The sequence below is a fragment of the Natribaculum luteum genome (genome assembly GCF_023008545.1).
GTDB lineage: Archaea > Halobacteriota > Halobacteria > Halobacteriales > Natrialbaceae > Natribaculum > Natribaculum luteum.
This window is the reverse complement of sequence record NZ_CP095397.1, coordinates 2,831,780-2,854,628: the sequence shown is the minus strand read 5'-3', so window position 1 is coordinate 2,854,628 and position 22,849 is coordinate 2,831,780. Positions and strand designations below refer to the sequence as shown.

The window sequence follows — 22,849 nt, the reverse complement described above, 5'->3', positions numbered from 1 at the left end:
TCCCGTCGGGCCTCGGGCCTACTCGGCCCAGTACGCCTCGCCCGGCTGTTCTTCGAAGATCGCCCGCTCGAGCAGTCCGATCGCTTTCTCGAGACCCTCGCGCGAACTCGTCAGCGAGTCCTCGTGTTCGATGCTCAACGCGCCGTCGTAGCCGACCATCCGCAGGGTCGAGACGACGTCTTTCCAGTGTTCTTCGCCGTGGCCGTAGCCCACAGACCGGAAGAGCCACGAACGGTTCGGTTCGTCGTCGTAGGCCGTCGTGTCGAGGACGCCCTTCTCGCGGGCCTGGGCCTCGTAGACGCGAGTATCTTTGGCGTGGAAGTGGTGGATCGCGTCGCGCTCGCCGAGGTAGCGGATCGCGTCGGTGATCGAGATGCCCTGCCAGTAGAGGTGCGAGGGGTCGAAGTTCGCGCCGATCCGGTCGTTGGTCTCCTCGCGCAGGCGTGCCATCCCGTGGGGCTCGTAAACCAGCATGTTCGGGTGCATCTCGATGGCAACGTCGACGCCGTGGTCGTCGGCGTGTGTGGCGAGGTCGTCCCAGTACTCGAGGGCGACGTCCCACTGGTACTCGTGGGCCTCGGCGTGTTCGCTCGGCCACGGTGCCGTGATCCAGTTCGGTACCTCGTCGTTCGGTCCGCCTGCGGGCAGTCCGGAGAAGCACGTGACGGTGTCGACCTCGAGCTGGGACGCGAGCCGGATCGCCTCGCGAAGCTCGGTGTCGGCCGTCGCCGCCTGCTCCTCGTCGGGATGGAGCGGATTGTTGTGGGTCGCGAGGGCGCTGATCTCCATCCCGTACTCCTCGAGCAGGTCGTGGAGTTCGGCCTGGGCGTCCTCGTCGTCGAGGTACCGCTCGCGCTCGAGGTGGTCGTCGCCCGGATAGCCGCCGACGCCCGGTTCGACGGCCGAGACGGCGGTTTCGGAGAGGTACTCGAGTGCCTCTTCGAACGATCGGTCGTACAGCGGCGGGGTGTGCAAACCGATGTGCATACGACCGCGTACTACCCGGAATTGAATAAATCTTCGAGGTGGGTGAGCGTTCGACCGCCCGACAGGTTACGCTACGCCGCAGAGATGCCGGCCACGGCCGGTCTGTCCGCTCAACACTGGACGGAAACGCCCTCCTCGCTCGAGCGGTAGATCGCGTCGATGATGCGCTGGACCGCGAGTGCGTGTTCGACGCTCTCGCCGACGTCCCGGCCAGTCACGATGGCATCGAAAAAGGCCCGCTGTTCGTCGGTGTGCGTGTCGTTCTGGCGCGTCTGGATCGTCGTGTCCTCGAGGTGATCGGGGCCAACCGTACTCGCCGAGTAGATCGTGAGGTCGTTCTCGAGGAGGTCGAACCGGGCGGCTGCGTCGGTGCCGCGGACGACGAACTCGTGGTTGGCCGGTCGGTTGGTCGCCCACGCGGTCTCGAGCGAGATCGTCCGGTCGCCCGCACAGCGGACGAACGCGCTCGAGGAGTCGTCCACGTCGAACCCGTCGGGCCCCGCGTCCTCACCCCACATCTCGAGGTAGGCGTAGTCCTCTCGCGGGCCGAACTCGGATCGGGTGACCCCCGAGACCTCCTGGATGTCGGGGTAGCCAAGCAGGTACAGCGCGAGGTCGATCGCGTGGACGCCGAGGTCGATGAGCGCGCCCCCGCCGGCGATCGCTCGCCGGGTGAACCACGAACCTCGCCCGGGGACGCCACGGCGGCGCACGTAGTTCGCCTCGAGGTGCGTGACTCGGCCGAGTTCGCCGCGGTCGATCTGGTTTTTGACGATCTGGACGGCGTTCGAGAACCGGTTGTTGAAGCCGACCATACAGGTCGCGTTGGCGTCGGCCGCTGCGTGTGCGATTCGCTGTGCACTCTCCAGATTATGGGCGAGCGGTTTCTCGAGGAGGACGTGCAGGCCGCGCTCGAGGGCGTCGACGGCGTACTCCTCGTGGAATTTGTTGGGCGTCGTCACGACGACGGCGTCGACGGCGTCGAAGAGGTCGTCGTGATCCTCGTAGACGTCGACGCCGTAGCGCGTGGCGAAGCGTCTGCGCGCCTCGGCGGAGACGTCCATCCCGCCGACCAGCGGCACGCCGAGGTCGACGAGTCGCTCGGCGTGGTACTGGCCGATGTTTCCGAGACCGACGATGCCCGTTCGAACGTCGGTGCGATCTGTCGTCATCTGTGGCTGATTCGAGCGTGAGGGTCTGTCAGCGGGTGATACCGATGGCAGCCGGTCGGCGGCCGAGTTCGCCGCTGCGCTCCGCCGACGGTGTGTCCCCCGGAGTCGAGGGGAGGTGCTGGCCGGTCGGGACGGCTGCCACTGTTTCTTTTCACGTTCTCCCGTACGTTCTCTGCCCTCTTTGAGGTTCGTTCACTCGCGACGATACTATCTGACACCTGGAACGGTTTCGTTCGTCGAGACGGGGACGACCGGGGCGATCCACTCGAGTGCGGTCTGCTGTCCTACTCCGCTTCGGTGACGGTCGTTCCCGGTTCTCGTTCCGCGAGATCGCCGATGCCGTGGACGAGCGCTTCGCCGGTCGTCGAATCGAACAGGTGGATCTTGGAGCCGTCGAGGACGACGTCGACGCGTTCGTCCGCTTCGATGTCCGTGTCGGGGCTGACGCTCATCAGGAGCTGGTTTTCCATCGTCTCTTTGCTCTCCATGGTGCCGTCCGTCGTCTCGTCGAGCAGGATGTAGACGAAGATTTCGTCGCCCATCGGCTCCAGGACGTCGGTCGTCGCGTCGATCGATCTGGTCGGCCGGGCCAGCGAGTCCGCGTAGTCGGCGATGTGGACGTCCTCCGGTCGCACTCCAAGCGTGATCTCGTCTCCGACGGTCGCACCCGGTACCTGCGCCGGATCGAACTCGACGGCGAAGTTCTTTGTCCGAACGCCGTCGTCGACGAGTTCGCCCTCGACGAAGTTCATCGAGGGCGAGCCGATGAAGCCGGCGACGAACCGGTTTGCCGGCTCGTTGTAGCAGGTCAGCGGCGGATCGATCTGCTGCAGTTTTCCCTCGTTGAGGACGGCGATCCGGTTTGACATCGTCATCGCCTCGGCCTGGTCGTGGGTGACGTAGATGATCGTCGTCTCGAGTTCCTTGTGGAGGCGCTGGAGCTCCGTGCGCATGTGCACGCGGAGCTTCGCGTCCAGGTTCGCGAGTGGTTCGTCCATCAGGAAGACGTCCGGGTCACGGACGATCGCGCGGGCGATGGCGACGCGCTGGCGCTGGCCACCTGACATCTCGTCGGGCATTCGATCGAGCATCCCCTCGAGCTGGACGACGTCGGCGGCCTGCTCGACGCGCCGGCGGACCTCCTCGTCGTCGTACTTCCGGAGTCGGAGCCCGAAGGAGATGTTCTCGTAGACGTCCATGTGCGGGAACAGCGCGATGTTCTGGAAGACCATCGCCACGCCGCGATCTTTGGGTGCGAGGTCCGTGACGTCGTCGTCGCCGATGTACACCTTCCCCTCGGTCGGCCTGGTGAGTCCGGCGACTGCCTCCATCGTCGTCGACTTTCCACAGCCGGAAGGGCCGACGAAGGTGATGAACTCGCCGTCTTCGATCTCCATGCTCACGTCGTCGACTGCGGTGACGTCGTCGTAGCGTTTCGTGATGTGTTCGAGTCGTACTCGTGCCATTGTTTTACTCTTTGAGTGCTCCTGCGGTGAGTCCGCTGACGATCTTTTCCTGGGCGATCACCACGAGAATCGCGACGGGGATCACCCCGAGGATACTCGCGGCGGCCATGAGGTTGTACAACACCTGATACTGCCCCTGATAGGCGAGGATGCCGTCGAGGATCGGCGCCCAGTTTTCGGGTTGGCCGTCGGTCATCAGGAACGAGAAGAAGAACTCGTTGTAGACGGCGATGAACGTCAACACGCCAGCAGTCGCGACGCCGGGTGCCGACAGCGGAATAATGACCCGGAACAGCGCGCCCAGCCGGGTCGTTCCCTCGACGCGTGCGGCGTCCTCGAGGCCGTCCGGAATCTGCGAGTAGAACGTCGTGAGAATGAAGATCGCCAGTGGCATGAAGATCGCCGACAGCGGCGTCACCAGCGCGAAGGGCGTGTTGTAGAGGGTGCCGTCGCCGGTGACCGGCCTGAGGATCGCGAACGACGTGTTGAAGAGGTCGTTCAGCGGGATGAAGAACGCCGCCGGTGGGAAAAACGAGATGACCAACACCAGCAGCATCAGCGGCGTCCGGCCGGGGAACTCGAGGCGGCCGAACGCGTAGCCGGCGAGGCTGGCGATTATCAACACGAGGATCGTCGATCCCAGCGCGATCACGAAGCTGTTGAACATGTACACGTGGAACGGGATCACCTGGAAGACCTCGACGAACGCGCTGGGGTTGAAGCCGTTCGGCGTAAAGACGATGTCCTGAAGCTGACCTTCGGGCGTCAGTGCGACCATTAGCAGCCAGTAGAACGGGAATAGCGTCGTGAACAGGAAGAAAATCGCCGCGACGTAGAACATCGCCCGGTAGACCCGCTCCGGGTTGGAGATGGAGTTGGCGACCCACCGCTGGAACGGCCCGCGGTCGAGTTCGGCGTCGCGCTCGTCCGTGAGGACCGTGCCGCCGTCGGGTCGGCGAAGCGCCGGATCTCGTGATAGGTCATCCCTGCCACTGCCGGTACGGCTGGTGTCGCTCGACTCGGTGGAGTTCGTTGGGTCAGTGGAGTCGTTCGGATCAGTCATCAGTACATCCCTCCTTCGGTGTCGCGAAAGAGCAGTACGTACACGCCGATGATCAGGCCGATGACCAGCGCCGTCGCGAAGGCCACGGCGGCGGCCGTCGCGTAGATGCGCGTGCCGCCGAACATCGCCTCGACGACGAGACAGCTCAGCGACGGCACGGTCGTACAGCCTGCGGTCGACTCGATCAGGCCGTACACCCGCATCGCGTCCATGGTTCGGAACAACATTGCGACCAACAGGGCCGGCATTACGAGCGGGAGCGTGATCAGTTTGAATCGCTGCCACGGCGAGGCTCCGGCGACGCGAGCGACGTCGTACAGACTCCGGTCGACGCTCTGGAGCCCCGCAAGGATCAGCAGGGCCATAAACGCCGAGGACTTCCAGATGTCGGCCACGAGGATGATGATGAAGGCGTCCTGGCTGTTGGCCAGCGGCGTCCCACTGAAGATACCGAGACTCTGCATGAGGTCGGAGCCGAACCCGACCGTCGGCTGGAACAGCAGGAAGAAGATCATCCCCTGGATGACGATCGGCACCGCCCACGGGAGGATGATCGCCACGCGAACCCAGCGCCGCCCTCTGAAGTCCTGATCGAGCACGTAGGCCTGCCCGAACCCGATCACCGTCTCGAAGATGACGCTGATCACCGCGAACGCGAGCGTGACGAACAGCGCCTGCTGGAAGAACGGGGTGCCAAGTTCGATAAAGGGAAACGACGACGTCAGCCCGACGTCGAGGAACTGTCGGGCAAGTCGCGCATTCCCGGTGAGAATGTCGACGTAGTTCTCGACGCCGACGAAGCCACCCAGCTGCTCCAGTCCCCGCGTTTGATTTGCGCGCAGCGACATGACGAACGTCCGAACCATCGGATAGAACGCGATCAGCGTCAGCAACGCGAACGCTGGCAGCAACAGCAGATACGCGTATGCCGCTTCGCTCAGATTCTCCATCCAGTTGACGACGGCGTTGCCCGTCCGCTCTCGTTCGTGACTCGTTCCCCGTTCGCCGCCGGTCACCGTCCCGCCGTCGGCCACCGTTCTGTCGTCTGTCCCCGCTCTATCGGTGTCAGTTACCATTCGTTTGCACCTCCGATTCGCTCTGTTCGAGTTCGTTCGCGAGGTCGCTCATCGCCGACTCGGGCGTTTTCGTGCCGCGGTACGCCGCATTCACTTCCTGATATATCAGCGCCGACTGTTCGGGCCAGAGGTCCGTCGCCGGTCGCGCGATCGCGTTCTCGCTGGCCGACTGGACAACGTCGCCGTAGCGAGCGACGGGACCGACGTCGCTTGGATCGGCCTCCGCGACTAAATCGAGGTTCGGCGGGAGGAATCCCCCGAGTTCGAAGACCGTGAGCATCACGTTCCTGTTGGCGAACGCCTCGAGGACCTGTAGCGCCTCCTCCTGGCGGTCCGAATACGGGCTCACGGCCAGGTTCCAGCCGCCAAGCGCCGCGGTGGTACCACCGGTCCCCTGGTACTCGGCCTCCTCCTGGGAGACCGCGTACGGTCTCGTCATGACTCCGAGGTTCTCGCCGAAGGCGTCCTCCGTCCCCGTCTCCGCGATGGCGTACGACCAGTTGCGGTTCGAGACGGCTTCGCCGTTCGAGAACGGGCTGAGCGACTCTTGTTCCGTCCACTGGACGATCGGCGACGGACAGATCTGCGCGTACTTATCGAGTGTGTTGCCCTCCTGTCCTTCGATGAACGAGCGCATCATCCGAATCGCGTCGATAACCGGCTGCTCGTTGACGGTGATCGGTCGCTCTCCGGCGGTAAACAGGTTGTTCGCCCCGCCGTAGTACGCTCCGCCCCACGAGGTCATCACCTCGTTGAACGTACAGCAAGACAGTCCTTCGTAGGCAGCCGCCTGCGTCGTATACCCGTAGTTGAGGTCGGCTTGATCCCTCGCGTCGCGGACCGCAGTCGCGAACTCCTCCCAGGACGGTGGATCCGTTCCCCAGTTGCTGGTATCGTGTCCGGCGTCCTCGATCAGGTCTTTCCGGTACAGCGTGAACCCCAGGTCCGGGAACATGGGTAGCGCGTAGAGCTCTCCGGACTGGGGATGCCGTGCTGTCTCGAGGCTCGCCTCGAGGTAGTTGTCGTTGACGTACTGCAGCGTCTCGCCCGGGAGCCGCTCGCTCAGGTTGACCGTCTGGTTCCGAAGGATGAACGGAACCGTCCAGCCGCTGTCCATCATGTGGATGTCCGGTGGGGCGCGACCTGCCTCGAGCGCCGACTGGGCGGTCTGCATCCGCGATGCGGAATCGCTGACGACGGTCTGTATTTCGACGCGGATGTTCTCGTCGAGGCCGGCGTCCCACAGGGCCTGCTGAATCGAGGGGTCGTTGCCCTCGCTGTGCATGATCCCCGCGACGTCCGAGGCAGCGGTCATCACTACAGACCCCGGCTCACGGCCTCGACTGAGGCATCCGGCGACCGTTACCCCGGCGGCCGCTGCCGAGGTCGTCGCCGCTCCGAGGAACCGACGACGGGACAGTCCCTGCTGATCTTCACGACCTGTGCTATCTTGGCCCATCCTTCATAAGCAAAACTGCTTCTTGGCACATTAATTGTTAGCTTGCACGAATGTAATAAATGGTGACGGTCACGAGTATATACTGGTATAATCGTCGATTACGACGGCAGGAATCCGCCGACGAATCAATTCGACGACCCGTTGACGTCGCTCGTCGCGACGGGTCAAGTGATTGGCGCTATCGTGACAATTCAACTGGGTCACACGCTGCTCGCAGTGGCGCGGCCAGTACTGGCCGCCGAGTCGCAAGCAGGTGTGCAATGACGTTCAGCGGCTACTATCAGTAGTTGGTAATATAATTTATTATTTAGAATGCAGTCAAAAATTAGCTCGGAAACTTCGCTAAGTACAAGAGAAGGGCTACTCAGAGTTTGACTCCGTACTGAGCTTCGTAGACTCTCTTCAGTATGACGTAGGCAGCGAGACTTCCGAAGACCGCCATCATCAGTGCAGCCGTCTGCACGATTCCCTCAAGGAAGGACAGTCCAACGTAGGCCGTCACAACACCATATATCAGTGGCCCGCCGTACAGGATTGCCTGCAACTGGGTTCGGGGAACGTCTACCGTATCTTCCATAGAGACGAGAGATACTTGTCCGCTGGCACCTATATCATCTTGGGTTGAATATTTCAGTCACTAATATTCTATTGCCGACAACAACATAACGTATCCATTACTGACCGACGAGTTGACTCAGTAACGCCGCACCCCGACACACACAAACTGGAGTGCGATTAACTTACAGAGGGTGAACGGGTATTTCGGACTCTTTTCTGAATAATGAATCCGTATTACCGACTACTGCTATAGCTATCCGATCACCGGCTGCGCTCTGTCGTCTCGACGGTGCCGGGATTGCTCCGATCGTCACGGTACGGACAGCCAACAGCCCGTATCGGCAGAGACCGTCGTTCGGAGAACGCAACTGTTAGCTCGACGAGCAGAACGACAGACAGCAGACGGTTATTCCTCTATCGTCGGCGGTTCGTTCCGGCCGATGCGAATAATGTGCGCCTCGACGTCCTCGAGTGCAGCGACGCGGCCACCGACGGTGACTTCGCCCTCGGCGGTCTCGAGCGTGAGGGAGGCGACTTCCTCGGTCATCTCGAAAGAGATGTCGACGACCTGTCCTCGGACGACCCGTGGACTGCCGGTCTCGACGTCGCGTCCTTCGATCGTCGCGTAGAACTCCCCGCCTGCGTCGAGGAGGTCTTTTACGCATCGACGGATCGACGCGTACTGGCGCGGGTACGGTCGGCCGTCGCCGTCTTCAGCCAGCGTCTCGTCGGCGGTCGTCCAGAGGACGGTTCCAAAGAAGCCCGACACGAGGAATCCGAGCGCGGATCGGTTGAAGATGACGCCGTACCGGTCCTGATCGTCCCGGAGCGCGTCCTGGGTCGCGTAGATCGAGTACTCGCCGTCGGCGACGGCGACGACGGGCGTCGTGATACCACGGCGGGCGCGGGCGGTCGTCGCCACGTCGCGATAGTCGAAGTGGTCGGGATCCGGTGCCTCGGCCGCAGGCGTGACGATCAGGTCGACGCTCACCCCGTCGCCCGTGGCTCGAGAGAGTTCCGACTCGAACCGGGACAGCAGATCGGGCGTCAGCGAAAGCGCGAGTTCGTACTCCGCGGCGTCGATCACTTCCTCGAGGTACCGCAGGATCGTCGATCGCGACTTGACGAGCGAGACCGCCTCGGTGTCCCGCGCGGGCGCGGTGTAGCGCGCCTCGAGTTCGTCGATCATCGCCTCGAGGGAGGTCTGGACGTCGTCGAAGGCCTCGCCAGGATCGATCGCGACGATCTTCATCGGCCGCGACTCGCGGAGTTCGACGAGTCCGCGGTCGCTCAGGCTGCGAACGGTGTCGTAGACGCGGGGCTGTGGGATGTCGGTCCGATCGGCGATCTCGCTCGCTGTGAGCTGGCCGTGCTCTAAGACGGTGAGGTAGGCGTCGATCTCGTACTCGCCGAGGTTGAACCGATCCCCGACGCGCTCGACGGTCGAGCGGAGTTCGTCCTGGGACATACTCGTATCCACGCACTCTAGCGGTAAAACATTTATTATGTATTGAGTAGCACTGTATTTCGAAATCGGGTTGTCAGACAGCGATCGGGCGGCGTCAGAACCCTTAACCAACGCGGTCATGAGTGTGCGTTCATGCGCGGGGTCCTCTTACAGCAGGTCAACGAGACCACGGACGAGGCGGTCAACGAGACCACGGACGTGGTCGACAGGCACCTGCCGTTTTTCCCCGAGTGGGCCATTGAGCCGCTGCTCGCGCTGATCGTCTTCGTCGTCGGCTGGTACGCCTCGAAGTTCGTCGTCAGATTCGTGGGTCGGACCGTGGCCCGCCACGTCGAACGACCGAGCGTAACGCGGGCGATCTTGCGTGCCGTTCGTATGAGCGTCCTGCTGCTCGCCGCGGCGGCCGCGGCGAGCATCCTCGGCGTTGGCAGTTCCGAAATCTTGCTCTCGGTCGGGGTCATCTCCGCCGTGGTTGCGGTCGTCCTCGCGCCGCTGATCGGGAGCCTGATAAACGGTGTCTTCGTCCTCGCCGATCGCTCCTACGAGATCGGGGATATGATCGAGGTGGTCGACCAGGGCTACCGCGGGTTCGTCGAAGACATCACGATCCGGTACACGAAGATCTTCACGCTCGACAACACGTTCATCGTCATCCCGAACTCCGAGATCCACACGCGAGACGTCATCAACTACTCTGCAGAAGACGAGCGAACGCGCATCTCGGTCCAGTTCGAGGTCACCTACGAGAGTGACGTCGACGAGGCACGTCGTCTCGCCGAGCGCGCAGCGCGTGACGTCGACACCGTGATCTCCGGCGGGCCGGACATCCGGGTCGGCAGCGCACGCTACTCGGCCGCACCGACGTGTCTCATCGAGGAGTACGCAGACAGCGGCGTCTTGCTCACGCTTCGCCTGTGGGTGAAACACCCGTACAAGCTGCTCGTCGTCAAGTCGGCCGTCCAGGAGCGCATCCGAGACCGATTCGCCGACGCGAACGTCGAGTTCGCCTACCCCCACAGACACCACGTGTTCGACGGCACGAGCGGGCAGGCACGCGTCGCGGTCGGTTCGCCGCTCGAGGCCGACGGCGATCCCTCGCGCCGGTCGTTCGATTCCGACGAGCGAGACCGGTAGCGTCCCCCCGCCGTCGACCGAGGTCGGTCGGATACGATCCTCGGCTGTCGACTCGAGACGGACACTAGGCCGTCGTCCCCTCGACGGTGATAATCTCGCAATCGAGGTGGTTCCGGAGGTACGCCTCGATGTCCGGATTGTCCGTCAACCGCTGGAAGAGACGCCGCCACCGGCTCGCCTGCTTGTGGCCGACGACGACGACGTCGGCTTCCTCCGCTGCGACCTCCTCGAGGATGCTCTCCTCGACGAGAAATCCCGTCCGGACCACGTATCGCGCGTTCTCGAGTCGGCCGACCGCTCGTTCGACCTCCTCTTTCAGGTCCATCCGCGTCACTTTCCGGCCGTTCTGGTAGAGGTTCACGTGCAGGATCGTCAGCGCGGCGTCGCGCTCGCGGGCCACCTCGATCGCCTTCCGCAAGGTGCGTTTCGAGCGAGCCGACAGCGGATACCGGACCGGAACCACGACCAGCGTCATCACGAAAGCGAACGTGACCGGACCGGGTAAACCTTTCAGTTATCGCGTCTGATCTGCGAATCGACAGACGCTGTGCCGATCACTCTCGAACGTGGATAGCCACCGCTGGACACCGGGACGTCGGAGCCAAGACTCGCTTCTTTACGGAAAGACAGTCATTTATCGGGTGCAGACGTAGCCGCGTGCATGGAAGCGAGGTCGACCGACGACGGCGAAACGCTCTACGTCTCGCGGACGGAAGGTGATCGAGGATCCAAGGGGCCGTTTCTCGTCGCCTACCGATCACCCGAGGGGACGGAGCGATACGGCTGGTTCTGTACGAACTGCGCGAGCTTCGACGTTGCGATGGACGCGATGGGACGTGTCCAGTGTAATCAGTGTGGAAACTTTCGAAAACCGACCGAGTGGGACGCAGCCCACGAGTGATTCCCTCCCGAGTACCGTTTTTGCGGATCGTTCGACCGATCTCCCCGCAATAACTTCAACTGGTTCGTCGAACTCCCAGACTTTCGTCCAGGATTATCGGCATTATCTTGCCACGCAACAAGACTTATGTCGTCGCCCCGTGTATCATCCCACTGAATGGGTCCTGTTAACATGCGACTCGTCGAGCAGGCCAGGTCGATTTTCGCAGAACTCGGCTACACCGTCGAGGGCAACGGCCCCGAATTCAGAGCAGAACGCGCGTGGAAAGTCGTCTACGTGAATACGGTAAGCGATACGCGAGAGATTCCGTCTGGATCCGGTGAATTCCGCTGTTTCGTCGCACAACCGGAAGACGCAGACGGCCTCGAGCGGCGACTTCGCGAGACCGATCCCGACTACGAGTGGGCCGTCATCGTCGTCGACGGAGAAGAGTATCAGGTCGAACGCGCTCCACCAGGACCGAGAGTATCAGCGTAGGTGGCGTCGCGCCGCTGCGACGCCCGCCTCGGCGTCGACGTCCGCGCCCATCGACTCGAGGACGTCACCCAGCGCGGTCACGACGAACAGCACGTTCTCCGGCCGTGCGGAGTGGCCCATACAGCCGATTCTGAAGATCTCGCCAGAGAGGTCGCCGAGTCCGCCGGCGATCTCCAGGTCGTAGCGCTCGAGCAGCTCGGCACAGACCTCGCCGTCGTCGACGCCCTCGGGGACGCGGACGGCGTTCAGGCTCGGCAGCCAGTACTCGTCGGGGGCGTTCATCTCGAGCCCCATTGCCTCGACGCCCGCCTTCAGCGCACCGGCCATGCGTTCGTGGCGGTCCCAGCGCTCCTCGATTCCCTCCTCGGCGACCAGCCGCAGCGCCTCGCGGATCGCGTAGACGTTCGTGATCGGGGCGGTGTGGTGGTAGGCCCGCTCGTCACCCCAGTAGCCCTCGAGCAGGGAGAGGTCGAGGTACCACGACCGGGGATCCTCCTCACGGGAGAGCACCTTCTCCATCGCCTCGTCCGAGAGCGTCAGCGGGCTCGCACCCGGCGGACAGGAGAGACACTTCTGTGGGCCCGAGTAGGCCACGTCGATGTCCCACTCGTCGACGCGGAGTTCGACGCCGCCCAGCGAGGTGACGGTGTCGGCGATCACGAGCGCGCCGTGGTCGTGGGCCGCTTCGGTGAGCGCCGGCACGTCGGGCTGGCGGACGCCCGTGCTCGTCTCCGCGTGGACGAAGCCGAAGACGTCGGGTTCGTGTTCGGCGAGTGCGGCCTCGACGTCGGCGGGATCGAGCGGTTCGCCCCAGGGTGCGTCGACTTCGACGACCTCGCCGCCGGCGCGGCGGGCCATCGAGGCCATGCGACCGCCGAAGTAGCCGTTCGTCGGGACGAGCATCGTATCGCCCGGTTCGACCAGATTCCCGATGGCCGTCTCCATCGACGCAGAGCCGGTGCCGGAGACGGGAATCGTCCACTCGTTGTCCGTCCGGAAGGTGTACCGCAGGAGTTCCTGGACCTCGTCCATGATCTCGACGAACGAGGGATCGAGGTGTCCCACCAGCGGCGTGCTCATCGCGCGCAGCACGCGCGGATTGACGTCGCTCGGGCCAGGACCCATCAGCGTTCGTTCCGGTGGTGTCAGCTCTCCTACTCGTGGCGCGTCGTCGCTGTCTGCCATGCGGTCACGTGGTACCGGCATCACCAAAAGCCTTCACGACTCGGCGACCGTTTCGGGGACGACACTCTTCGCACGGGACGACAGCCGCTCGAGCGCGAACGACGCTGACTCGAGGTTGCACGTTCCGATCGAGGGGAGTCAGTCGACGTGCTGATGGCAGGTAATCGGTCGGCCGTCGACGTCTCCCTCCGGGGGTTTTTCTCCTTGCAAATCGTCGTGAACTCCTCGGAAAGCTGGCGAGCACCGCGCTCGACCGTGCCGTCTGCGACGTCAGCGAGCGCTCGCTCGAGGACCGCCTCGGCGTCGGGATCGGACAGGGGCGCGGGAACGCCGTGGTCCTCCCGGAGCGATCGATCGCCCGTCCGAAGGTCTTCGTCCGCGTCGGCTGCGTCGGCGACCGCAAACCGGAGGTCGAGCAGCGCGCGCCACTCCTCCCGTGGGAGGTCGTACTCGGGCGACGGTATCACCGCCGGACAGCGCGGGTGGAACCGACAGCCGGTCGGCGGATCGGCCGGATCGCCGACCTCTCCGGTCAGCGTCACCAGCTCTCCCCGGTCCCCGGGATCGAGTGCCGGCACCGAACCCAGCAGCGCCCGAGTGTACGGGTGGGCCGGCTCCTCGAATACCGTCTCGACGGGGCCGCGCTCGACCAGTTCGCCGAGGTACATGACGGCGACGCGGTCGCAGAACGACCGGACGACGTCGACGTCGTGGCTGATGAACAGGATCGAGAGGTCGAACCGTTCCTGGAGGTCCGCCATCAGGTCGAGGACGTCGTCCTGCACGCGTTTGTCGAGTGCGCTGACCGGTTCGTCCGCGACGACGACCTCGGGATCGAGGACGAGGGCACGGGCGAGCGCGAGCCGCTGTTTTTGTCCGCCGGAGAACTCGTGTGGGTATCGATCGTAGTGCGCCTCGGACAGCCCGACGAGCTCGAGCAGTTCGGTGACGATGGCGCGCTCTCGCTGCTCGTCGCGCATGCCGTGGATTCGAAGCGGCTCGCCGACCGCCTCGCCGACCGGCATTCGTGGGTTGAAACTCGAGTCCGGGTCCTGAAACACCATCCCGACGCGCCGACGGAAGTCGGTCGCTGCCCGGCCGTCGGCGGTCGTCACGTCGGTTCCGTCGAACCGGACCGTCCCCCCGGTTGGGTCCTCGAGTCCGACGAGGGTTCGAGCGGCCGTCGACTTTCCGCAGCCGGATTCGCCCACGAGCGCGAGCGTCTCGCCCCGTTCGAGGTCGAACGAGATGCCGTCGACCGCGCGAACGCGACCGACCTCGCGCCGGAACAGTCCCCGGGTTACCGAGTAGTGTCGTTCGAGGTCGTGAACCGAGAAGATCGCCTCACCGGTCATCGCTCGTCACCTCCCGCTCGAGTCGGCGACCGCGTACGACCGATGAATCGTGGCGCTCGTCGTAGTAGACGCAGGCGGCCCGTTGCCCGGTTCCCGTCGGACGTAACGGCGGCTGATCGCCGCGGCGGCAGTCGGGAATCGCGTGCGGGCACTCGCGGTGGAACCGACAGCCGACCGTCGGCGCTGTATCGTCGGCGTCGTCGACCCGTCGATCGGCCACGTCCTCACCACCGAACAGCGCCTGCGTGTACGGGTGTGCCGGCCCGTCGAACACGTCCCCGACGGAGCCACGCTCCATCACCTTGCCGTCGTACATCACGACGACGCGGTCGGCGAGCTCGGCGACCACGCGGAAGTCGTGCGTGACGAGGATCACCGCGAGTTCGAGTGTCTCCTGGAGGTCGGTGAGGAGTTCGAGCAGCTGGGCCTGGACGGTCACGTCGAGCGCCGTCGTCGGTTCGTCGGCGACGAGCAGGTCCGGTTCGGCCGCGAGCGCGATCGCGATGGCGACCCGCTGGCGCATGCCGCCGGAGAACTGGTGTGGATACTCGTCGACGCGAACCGACGGCCGCGGAATGCCGACGCGGTCGAGCAGGCCGACCGCTCGCTCGCGCGCCGCCGTCCCGGACGCGACGTCGTGGATCGCCATCGCCTCGACGAGTTGCTCGCCGACGGTGTACACCGGCGACAGCGACCGCTGTGGGTTCTGGAAGACGTGTGCGATGCGGTTTCCGCGAATCTCTCGGAGTGTGGCCTCCGGGAGCGTCGTCAGGTCGACCCCGTCGAACACCACCTCGCCGTCGACGAGTTCGGCCGGCGGCTCCTCAAGCAGACGGGTAATCGACTCGCAGGCGACGGTCTTTCCCGACCCGCTCTCGCCGACGATCGCCAGCGTCTCGCCGCGGAAGACGTCGAAGTCGACGCCGTCGACCGCTCGCACCGTCTCCCGGTCGGTTCGGAACTGCGTCCGCAGGTTCGACACCGACAGCAACGGTTCGGTCATCGGTCACCCCGCGGGTCGAGCGCGTCCCGCAGCCCATCGCCGGCGAGTTTGAACGCCGCGACGGTCGTCGTCAGGAAGACGGCGGGGACAAGCGACACCCACCACTGGTCCAGCGGATCGGCCCACGTCGCGTCGAGGCCGTGGGCGACCGTCATCCCCCACGAGTTGAGCTCCGTCTCGCCGAATCCGAGGAAGGCGATTCCGGCCTCCGTGAGGACGAGCACCGGAATCAGGTGTGCAACGGCGGGAACGACCGTACTCGAGACGTTCGGCAGGAGGTGCTTCCGGACGACGTACAGCCTGCTCGCCCCGGCGCTGCGGGCCGCGAGCACGTACCCCTCTTCGCGCCGCTGGAGCGTCTCGCTGCGGACCAGTCTGGCGATCCCACCCCAGCTTAGCAGGCCGAACGCGACGACGAGCAGGAACAGCGACCGGCCGAAGTACACCTTGAACAGCAAGTAGAGAAGGATCGCCGGCACGAACTGCTGGACGTCGACGTACGCCATCGCCAGGTCGTCGACCCAGCCGCCGACGTATCCCGCGACCACGCCGACGCCGAGCGCGATCGGGACGACGATCGTCGCCGTGATCATCGAGACGTAGAGGGCGACGCGGGCCCCGAGGACTGAGAGCGCGAGCACGTCGTACCCGCGGACGTCCGTCCCGAGTGGGTACTGCAGGGACCAGCCACAGCGTCCGTCGGCGGCGGTCCCGAGACAGTCGTGGACCAGAGACGCGTCCGACGTGAATCCGATCGGCGGCTGGAACTGGTGTTCGAACCGGATCCGAACGTCGCCCGTGACTAGCAGCCCGACGAGGCCGACGAGTACGAATACAGCGACGTACGCGCTGGCGATCAGCGCCGGACGATCCCGGCGGAGCCGTCGCCAGTAGCCGAGGACCCGCTTGCGGTTTCGCGCCGCAGGCACGAGGACGTACGAGACGAACACTGCCAGCGAGAGCAAGAACAGCCAGTCCAGAAGCGAGACCTTCCACTCGCCGACGAGGTAGACGTGAGCGTAGTTCCTGTCGTACAGGTAGAGCCCACCGAGGCCGACGAGTGAGCACAGGAAAAGAACCGTTCGAAGCCGCGGCCGGTGCCACCGATTCTCGAGGTCGTCCCAGTCGACGCGTTGAAACGCGGCGGTCTCTGGAGGGTCTTCTGGAGCGGGCATCGAGACTCTACGTTCACACTCTAGCGTTTCTCACAAATACTTATGTGATTTGTCAACAAGGGAGAGCCGATGCCCTCCCGACACCAGCTACGCGCCGGTTCCGGCGGTGAAACGCCGTGAGCCTGTACAGACGAATCGGTCGCCGAATAGCGCTCGGAGCCGTGGCCGGCTGGGCCGTGCTGACGATCGTCTTCCTCCTGCTCACCCAGACCCGGGACACCAACCTCGGTGGCCTGATCGGCGGGGCGATGATCGGCGCCGCCTTCGCAGGCAAGTCGCCGGAGGAGATGGCGACACAACGCGACGAGATCCGACGACAGTATCTCGCCGAACGTAACCTCGACGGCCCCTTCCTCGAGAACTACGTGCACTGGATGGTCGACATGGTCACCCTCCGGTGGGGACACTCCATCGAAACCGGCGACCTCGTGACGTCGCTCGTCTTCGAGTCGGTACTGCGGACCGCCGCGTACGTGCTGCCCGCGATGGTGCTTGCGGTCACGATCGGAATCACGCTCGGCGTCTACGCGGCGCTCCGACGCGGCTCCCGCGGGGAAACGGCGGGCCGCCTCACGACGTACCTGCTCTTCGGTCTCCCGAACTTCTGGATCGGCTCTCTCGTTCTCGTCCTGCTCGGGATCCCGGTCTCGGTCGGCGACGGCTCGGTGCTCAGCGAGCACCTCCTGCCCGTCGCGTTACTGACGACGACGCTCCTCGCCGGTCAGGTGAGCTACGCCCGCTCGGAGTCGATGGAGTACGTCTCCGCGGCGTTCGTCAAACTCCTCCGGGCGAAAGGGGCGAGCGACTGGCGGGTCGCCAGACACGTGCTCAGAACCGCCGCGATACCGCTGATCTCGCTGTTTTTCACCGAGATGCTCGCGGTACTCGTCCTCAGCGTCTTCGTCCTCGAGTACCTGTTCGGCATCGACGGCTTCGGGATGGTGCTGTACGACGCGGTGAACGCTCGCGACCTCCCGGTCGTCCTCGGCTGTACGCTCGTCGTCATCGTCGTCGGCGTCCTCGGCAACGTCGTCCAGGACGTCGGCTACAGCGTCCTCGATCCGCGCGTCGACACCGGTTCGCGACGCTGACTCGAGCAGCAGAGTCCTCGCGAAGTGCCGTTCTCTCTCTCCTGACCGATCGCTCTGGTCGAGACCTACGGAACGACCTCGAGCGGTTCCCGTAACCGCCAGCTGTCGGTCGTTGGGTCGAGCCGGTGTGGTTCCGCGCCGCGGTCGGCGAGGATGCCGGCGTGAAACAACATCGCCTTCAGCTGGAAGACGGTCGGCGCGTGGAAGACGTTCCCGTCGGCGAGTTCGTCCACCTCGAGGGTGCCCGTCTCGTCTAACACTCGAGAACGAACGTCGTCCGTTCCGCGGAGGAACAGTTCGACCGTGAACGTCGGATGGTGGACGTGAAGCCACTCGACGAGATCGACCAGCGACGGATCACGAATGCCGTCGTCGTGCATCGTCTGCAGTTCTTCGACGAGCAGTTGCGTCGCGGGATACGTCCAGACGACGCGTCTCGTGAGCAGCCCCCAGTTCGGCGCGAGGTCGCAGAATCGCTTCGGCGATCCCTGCCAGTCTTCGAAGACCGCCAGTGCGTCGTCGATCGACTCGTACTGGCTCAGCGCGAAGCGAACCACCTCCTCGCCGAGCGGTGTGAGGCCGATCCTGTCGGGGTGCTCCTCGATAAGCCCGAGGAACGCAGCCCCTCTCCGAGCGTCGTCCGTGGCGCGGACGACGCGCTCGGCGAGGACTGTCTCGGTCTCGTCCGGATGGGACAGCGCGAGCGGAACCGCGAGGTAGTTCTTCGGGTGGTTCAGACCGAACGACTTGTCGGCGACCCCCTGTGCGGTCGCCTGGAAGCGAATCGCCGTCGCCTCGTCGGAGGTTCGATTCCCGACGACGCGTGGAACCTCGAGCGGTTCGACGGTTCCACTGTGAGTGACGCCGAGGACGCCGACGTTCAGTTCGCGCGCGATCGTTCTTGTCGACTCCGAGATGGCCGCAACAGGGGCAGCGACGTAGGCAGCGTTCGCCTCGTGGAGGCGGTCGTACGCCTGTACGACGCCACGCTCGACGTCGACACCGGCGTCCGTATAGCCCTTCGCTTCGACGGCGATCAGCGGCGGCTGGTCCCCGAAGCGCTCGACTGCCAGCAGGTCGGACTCGAGGGTTCGCACACCGACGAGGTCGGGGTAGCCCGATCCCAGACGAACGTGGTTGAACGGCGCGAGCTGCTCGCGGACGGTCGGCGAGATGGGGCGGCCGGGAAGCCACTCGTCCATGGCGAACTGCGTGTCACAGACTGCATAGGCATTTGGCTCGTCGGCGGCGGGGAACAGCCGTCGCTTGGCGTGTGCGAGGACCTGCGGTTCGGAGAGCGATGCCGCGCTGGCCATGCATCGAAGTCCCACAGCGCCCATATGAAGATTCGGGATGCAGCCGTCACTCGAGCGACGACCCGTCGTCTGCGGTATACGTTTAAGTAATTGTGTGGTGTAGTGACATTTGCCATGGTCTTCAAGAAGATCACGCTGATCGGGACGAGTACCGAGAGTTTCGAGGCGGCCACCGACGACGCGATCGATCGCGCCGAGCAGACGCTACAGAACGTCCACTGGATCGAGGTCGACGAACTCGGCGTCGAGATCGCGAGCGTCGACGACCGGGAGTATCAGGCAGAAGTTACCGTCGCGTTCAAACTCGAGGACTAGCTACGTCCGGAAGGACTCGCCACAGCCACACTCGCTGACGACGTTCGGGTTCTCGACGTGGAACCCTTCCGCCTGGAGGCCGCTCTCGTAGTCGAGGACGCTGCCCTCGATGTACTTCAGGCTGGCCGGGTCGACGAACACCCTGAGGTCGTGGTGTTCGTAGATCGCGTCGTCCTCTTCTGGCTCCGTGTCGAACCGCATTCCGTAGGAGAGACCGGCACAGCCACCCTGCTGGACGAACAGGCGAAGCCCCGCCTCGCCGACGTCCAGTCCCTCGTCCTCGAGGAGGTCGAGCGCTTGCGCAGCGGCGTCTTCGGTGACCTCGATCCGGGGGCGCGTCTCCCCGCCCTCCATGCTGTCCGTACTCATATCACGTACTTCTGTCGCGAGCGTGTTAACCTTGACGCTCGAGAAAGATCCGATCGGTTTCAGTCCTCGTCGACGCGCTTGCGGACGCTCTCGGCGTGGGCCTCGAGTCCCTCGGCGTCGGCCAGCGTCGTGATCGTGTCGGCGAGGTCCGCGAGTCCGTCCGCCGAGAGCCGCTGGACCGTCGTCGACCGGACGAACGTCTCGACGGAGAGGCCGCCGACGACGCGTGCGCCGCCGTTGGTCGGGAGGACGTGGTTGGTCCCGCTGGCGTAGTCGCCCGCGGCGACCGGCGTGTGTGGGCCGAGGAAGACGCTGCCTGCGCTGTCGATCCGTTCCAGGATCGCCTCGTCGTCGTCGGCCACGATCGAGAGGTGTTCGGGCGCGTACTCCTCGGTGAAGAGGATCGCCTCGCTCATCGATCGGGCGAGGAGGACGCCGCTCCCGTCGCCTGCAAGCGCTTCGCGGACGATCTCGGCGCGTTCCCGGTCGTCGGTCTGTCGGTCGACCGCGTCGGCGACGGCCTCGGCGAGGTCTGCGTCGTCGGTAACGGCGACGGCGGCGGCGTTCGGGTCGTGTTCGGCCTGCGCGACGAGTTCCGCGGCGACCAGTTCGGGATCTGCCGTCTCGTCTGCCACGACGACGACCTCGCTCGGCCCGGCGAGGAAGTCGATCTCGACGTCGCCTCGCACCTCGGCTTTCGCCGCGGTCACCCACCGGTTTCCGGGACCGACGATCTTCTGGACGCGCGTGATCGTCTCGGTCCCGTAGGCGAGCGCGGCGATCGCCTGTGCGCCGCCGACGCTGTAGACGACGTCGGCACCCGCTGCGTGAATCGCCGCCAGCGTCACCGGGTTGATCTCGTCGGCCGGCGGCGTCACGACGGAGACGTGGTCGACGCCCGCGACGACCGCCGGCACGACTCCCATGATCGCACTCGAGGGGTACGCCGCGGTGCCGCCGGGGACGTAGACGCCGGCGCGGTCGATCGGCCGGAACCGCCGCCCGAGTTCGCGCCCCTCGTCGAACTCGCGTCGCCAGTCATCGGGAACCTGCTGTTCGTGGAACTCGCGGACGTTCTCGACTGCCGTCTCGATCGCCTCGCGGACGGCCGCGTCGATCTCGTCGTAGGCCCGCTCACACCGGTCGGTGATCTCGAGGTTGCCGACTTCGACGCCGTCGAACTTTCGAGTGAAGTCGCGGACGGCCACGTCGCCCTCCTCGCGAACGCGGTCGACGATCTCGCGGACGTCGCCGCGGACCTCGTCGATGCCGGCGTCGCGTTCGAAGAACGCGGTCCGCTCGTCGGGGCCGAGGTCGGCGATCTCCCGCACGTCGATGGTCATGGTGAAGGGTTCGGGTGGCCGTCGAAAAACGGTTTCTCTTCCCGGTCGTTGCCGTCGCCACCGTTCGAGACGAACGCGGCCTCTGTCGATCGATCCGTCGAAAAAAGGTCGTTCTCGGTCGGACGGAATTCCGTCGCGGTGCTCAGGCCGGGACTCCGGCGGGACTCGTCGCCCGCTCGAGCACGGACCGGCTCCGCAGCAGGAGGAACCCGAAGCCCACCTTCGCGGAGAGATCGAGCACCATGAACGCGGCGGTCTCCCAGTACAGCGGGATGAGCTCGAGGGTGCCCTCGGTGCCGACGATCCAGACGATCGGATACAGCAACCAGAGGGCGATCACCAGGTTCCGGAGCGTGGTGAACAGCTGGCGAACCTCTGCCGGCTTGTCGGCGGCCGAGCGCGAGAGCGTGCCGACGAGGATGTACAGCAGGGCGAGCAGTGCGCCAGTGCTGATGCCCCACCAGAGGATCCGATAGGCGCCGACGGTCTCGAGCGCCGCGATGGTTCCGGTCCCGATCATGAACACGTCGAGGCCGATCAGCGTCGCGATCGTGTTCCGGTTCGCGCCGGCGAGCAGCGCGAGGTCGAGCAACAAAAGCGGCGTCGTGAAGATCCAGTCGGCGTACCGCGCCCAGTAGATCGTCAGGGGCTCACCGTCGACGGTAACCGTCGTGACGCCGGTTCCCGTCGCCATCAGGAGGTACATCGCCGCAGCGATCGTCGTGATGAAGATCGTGATGACGTAGAACTCCTGCATCTTTCGATCGGTGACGTTCCGCCCTCTGCCGATAAAGTACAGCGTACCGATCGTCATTCCGATCGTACCGATCCAAAGCCATATCGATTCGGGGCCTACTGTGGCCATACTCCCCGTAAGTCTCGAGAAATCATACTCGCACTCCCTAACCAGTTGAACGTCTGTTAGGGCTTCAGTACATTCGTTATTTGCTGTATTTTATACGCCGATTGAGAAATCTTTATGTGGCCCATACGTCATCAACGGATCAACCGGTTCCCCTGACTACGCATGACCGACACTGACAGCGAGTCGCCCTCCGAAGACTGGATCGCCGACGCGTTGCTCGACGGGTCGACGTACGATCGACTCCGCGTGAGGCGATTTAGCTACTTCAAACAGCCGATTTCACAGAAACTAACGTGGATGTCCGGGTTGCTCGCCCTCGTCGCGCTCGTCGCGCCGATCGCCCTGACTCTCCCCTCGTCTGCGAGCGAGACGTTCCCAGGGCGCGATCCGCTCACCGCATCCCCGAAAGTCGTGCTCCTCGGGCTGTTCGCCGTCGTCGTCGTCTTCACCGCCGCTGGCAGTCTCACGGCCGTGGAACTGTACCGTCGCCGACTCGAGCCAGTCTCCGAAACTCAGGCGAAACGGCTTTTGAACCTCGAGGAACTCGCCTCGCTGATCGGGCTCGTTACGGGATCGGCGATGATTCTGCTGACGCTCGGCCTGTTCGCCGTCGGCTACGGTGGCGAGAGTGCGCTGGCGTCGTTCGCCGGCTCCGGCGGTGGACACCCCTTCGAACCGTCGGGAACGGGACTGTCCGTGGCGAGACTTGCGGTACTCTCGCTTACGGCGTCGGGAACCGTGTTCTCGCTTCGAACCCAGTTCGTCAGCTAGTCGCCGGCACTCGCGCTCATACGGTCTGCTGTACCGGAAACGACTTCCAGTAGTCCGTCTCACTCGGTGTCGATAGGGGAGACGCCGATCGACGAGAGCGTCGCCCGAACGAACAGGTAGGTTCCGAGCAGGAACCCAGCGATCCCGATCGGCGCCGCGAGCGTCTGCGCTACCCGGTAGGGCAGGACGAGCCGGCTAAAGCCGAGGACGACGAAGCTCAGGACGACGAGGCCGAACGCGACGACCGCGAGCCGAACGAATCCCTGCTGGTCCATACGCGAGGTGGGACGTCGGGGTGTT

Annotated in this window: 24 protein-coding genes; 6 read left to right on the top strand and 18 right to left on the bottom strand. The window is 64.6% G+C overall.

The window, feature by feature from the left end; translation table 11 throughout:
• Window positions 1-18 precede the first annotated feature (18 nt).
• The 8 genes from MU558_RS14780 to trmB form a co-directional block, all read right to left on the bottom strand.
• Complete coding sequence (locus MU558_RS14780; protein ID WP_246967784.1) at window positions 19-987, bottom strand: sugar phosphate isomerase/epimerase family protein; 969 nt, start codon at window positions 985-987, stop codon at window positions 19-21.
• A 110-nt stretch (window positions 988-1,097) separates the two neighbouring features.
• The gene (locus MU558_RS14775; protein WP_246967781.1) at window positions 1,098-2,159 is read right to left on the bottom strand and encodes a Gfo/Idh/MocA family protein; all 1,062 of its coding nucleotides are present in this window, start codon (window positions 2,157-2,159) and stop codon (window positions 1,098-1,100) included.
• A gap of 284 nt (window positions 2,160-2,443) precedes the next feature.
• Window positions 2,444-3,625: an ABC transporter ATP-binding protein gene (locus MU558_RS14770; protein ID WP_246967778.1), complete on the bottom strand. Its 1,182-nt coding sequence runs from the start codon at window positions 3,623-3,625 to the stop codon at window positions 2,444-2,446.
• Between the two features lie 4 nt (window positions 3,626-3,629).
• Window positions 3,630-4,688, bottom strand: coding sequence for a carbohydrate ABC transporter permease (locus MU558_RS14765; RefSeq protein ID WP_246967746.1), 1,059 nt, complete (start codon window positions 4,686-4,688; stop codon window positions 3,630-3,632).
• Window positions 4,688-5,764, bottom strand: coding sequence for a carbohydrate ABC transporter permease (locus tag MU558_RS14760; protein WP_246967743.1), 1,077 nt, complete (start codon window positions 5,762-5,764; stop codon window positions 4,688-4,690). Before MU558_RS14760 ends, MU558_RS14765 begins: the two co-directional genes overlap by 1 nt.
• A complete protein-coding gene (locus tag MU558_RS14755; protein ID WP_246967741.1) occupies window positions 5,754-7,223 on the bottom strand; it encodes an extracellular solute-binding protein in 1,470 nt (489 codons plus the stop codon). The genes MU558_RS14760 and MU558_RS14755 overlap by 11 nt, the downstream gene beginning before the upstream one ends.
• 364 nt (window positions 7,224-7,587) lie before the next feature.
• The gene (locus tag MU558_RS14750) at window positions 7,588-7,800 is read right to left on the bottom strand and encodes a hypothetical protein (protein ID WP_246967738.1); all 213 of its coding nucleotides are present in this window, start codon (window positions 7,798-7,800) and stop codon (window positions 7,588-7,590) included.
• A gap of 387 nt (window positions 7,801-8,187) precedes the next feature.
• Window positions 8,188-9,249, bottom strand: a complete 1,062-nt coding sequence (gene trmB / locus MU558_RS14745; protein ID WP_246967737.1) for an HTH-type sugar sensing transcriptional regulator TrmB — start codon at window positions 9,247-9,249, stop codon at window positions 8,188-8,190.
• A gap of 132 nt (window positions 9,250-9,381) precedes the next feature.
• Between trmB and MU558_RS14740 the strand changes: the two genes are divergently transcribed.
• A complete protein-coding gene (locus MU558_RS14740; protein WP_246967734.1) occupies window positions 9,382-10,383 on the top strand; it encodes a mechanosensitive ion channel family protein in 1,002 nt (333 codons plus the stop codon).
• A gap of 64 nt (window positions 10,384-10,447) precedes the next feature.
• On the opposite strand, the gene MU558_RS14735 is transcribed toward MU558_RS14740, so the two are convergent.
• Window positions 10,448-10,858, bottom strand: a complete 411-nt coding sequence (locus MU558_RS14735; protein ID WP_246967731.1) for a universal stress protein — start codon at window positions 10,856-10,858, stop codon at window positions 10,448-10,450.
• A gap of 186 nt (window positions 10,859-11,044) precedes the next feature.
• Between MU558_RS14735 and MU558_RS14730 the strand changes: the two genes are divergently transcribed.
• Window positions 11,045-11,284: a DUF5816 domain-containing protein gene (locus tag MU558_RS14730; protein ID WP_246967729.1), complete on the top strand. Its 240-nt coding sequence runs from the start codon at window positions 11,045-11,047 to the stop codon at window positions 11,282-11,284.
• A gap of 171 nt (window positions 11,285-11,455) precedes the next feature.
• Entirely contained in the window at window positions 11,456-11,761 is a 306-nt protein-coding gene (locus tag MU558_RS14725) for a DUF7116 family protein (RefSeq protein ID WP_246975010.1), read from the top strand.
• Here MU558_RS14725 and MU558_RS14720 read toward each other — a convergent pair.
• From MU558_RS14720 to MU558_RS14705, 4 genes are read right to left on the bottom strand one after another with little or no spacing between them, the layout of a single operon-like run.
• Entirely contained in the window at window positions 11,753-12,946 is a 1,194-nt protein-coding gene (locus tag MU558_RS14720) for a pyridoxal-phosphate-dependent aminotransferase family protein (protein ID WP_246967726.1), read from the bottom strand. The two genes, MU558_RS14725 and MU558_RS14720, sit on opposite strands and share 9 nt — an antisense overlap.
• A 20-nt stretch (window positions 12,947-12,966) precedes the next feature.
• The gene (locus MU558_RS14715) at window positions 12,967-14,301 is read right to left on the bottom strand and encodes an ABC transporter ATP-binding protein (RefSeq protein ID WP_246967723.1); all 1,335 of its coding nucleotides are present in this window, start codon (window positions 14,299-14,301) and stop codon (window positions 12,967-12,969) included.
• Window positions 14,291-15,304 carry an ABC transporter ATP-binding protein gene (locus MU558_RS14710; RefSeq protein WP_246967720.1) on the bottom strand — a complete coding sequence of 338 codons (1,014 nt, stop codon included), beginning with the start codon at window positions 15,302-15,304 and terminating at the stop codon, window positions 14,291-14,293. Before MU558_RS14710 ends, MU558_RS14715 begins: the two co-directional genes overlap by 11 nt.
• Window positions 15,301-16,479, bottom strand: coding sequence for an ABC transporter permease (locus MU558_RS14705; RefSeq protein WP_246967717.1), 1,179 nt, complete (start codon window positions 16,477-16,479; stop codon window positions 15,301-15,303). Before MU558_RS14705 ends, MU558_RS14710 begins: the two co-directional genes overlap by 4 nt.
• 116 nt (window positions 16,480-16,595) lie before the next feature.
• Between MU558_RS14705 and MU558_RS14700 the strand changes: the two genes are divergently transcribed.
• The gene (locus MU558_RS14700) at window positions 16,596-17,570 is read left to right on the top strand and encodes an ABC transporter permease (protein ID WP_246967714.1); all 975 of its coding nucleotides are present in this window, start codon (window positions 16,596-16,598) and stop codon (window positions 17,568-17,570) included.
• Window positions 17,571-17,635: 65 nt separating this feature from the next.
• Here the strand turns inward: MU558_RS14700 and MU558_RS14695 are convergent, their stop codons facing one another.
• Complete coding sequence (locus MU558_RS14695) at window positions 17,636-18,886, bottom strand: hypothetical protein (RefSeq protein ID WP_246967711.1); 1,251 nt, start codon at window positions 18,884-18,886, stop codon at window positions 17,636-17,638.
• 114 nt (window positions 18,887-19,000) lie between these two features.
• Here MU558_RS14695 and MU558_RS14690 point away from each other — a divergent pair, with 114 nt between their 5' ends.
• Window positions 19,001-19,201 (top strand): dodecin, encoded by a 201-nt coding sequence (locus MU558_RS14690; RefSeq protein ID WP_246967708.1) that lies wholly within the window; start codon window positions 19,001-19,003, stop codon window positions 19,199-19,201.
• Here the strand turns inward: MU558_RS14690 and MU558_RS14685 are convergent, their stop codons facing one another.
• The 3 genes from MU558_RS14685 to MU558_RS14675 form a co-directional block, all read right to left on the bottom strand.
• Window positions 19,202-19,570 carry a HesB/IscA family protein gene (locus tag MU558_RS14685; protein WP_246967705.1) on the bottom strand — a complete coding sequence of 123 codons (369 nt, stop codon included), beginning with the start codon at window positions 19,568-19,570 and terminating at the stop codon, window positions 19,202-19,204.
• Window positions 19,571-19,629: 59 nt separating this feature from the next.
• Window positions 19,630-20,913: a histidinol dehydrogenase gene (hisD, locus tag MU558_RS14680; RefSeq protein ID WP_246967702.1), complete on the bottom strand. Its 1,284-nt coding sequence runs from the start codon at window positions 20,911-20,913 to the stop codon at window positions 19,630-19,632.
• Window positions 20,914-21,055: 142 nt separating this feature from the next.
• The gene (locus MU558_RS14675; protein WP_265781355.1) at window positions 21,056-21,778 is read right to left on the bottom strand and encodes a bacteriorhodopsin; all 723 of its coding nucleotides are present in this window, start codon (window positions 21,776-21,778) and stop codon (window positions 21,056-21,058) included.
• A gap of 162 nt (window positions 21,779-21,940) precedes the next feature.
• Here MU558_RS14675 and MU558_RS14670 point away from each other — a divergent pair, with 162 nt between their 5' ends.
• On the top strand, window positions 21,941-22,549 hold the full coding sequence (locus tag MU558_RS14670; RefSeq protein WP_246967696.1) for a hypothetical protein: 609 nt from the start codon (window positions 21,941-21,943) through the stop codon (window positions 22,547-22,549).
• 59 nt (window positions 22,550-22,608) lie between these two features.
• Here MU558_RS14670 and MU558_RS14665 read toward each other — a convergent pair whose 3' ends face one another.
• Window positions 22,609-22,824, bottom strand: a complete 216-nt coding sequence (locus MU558_RS14665; RefSeq protein ID WP_246967693.1) for a hypothetical protein — start codon at window positions 22,822-22,824, stop codon at window positions 22,609-22,611.
• Window positions 22,825-22,849: the final 25 nt, after the last annotated feature.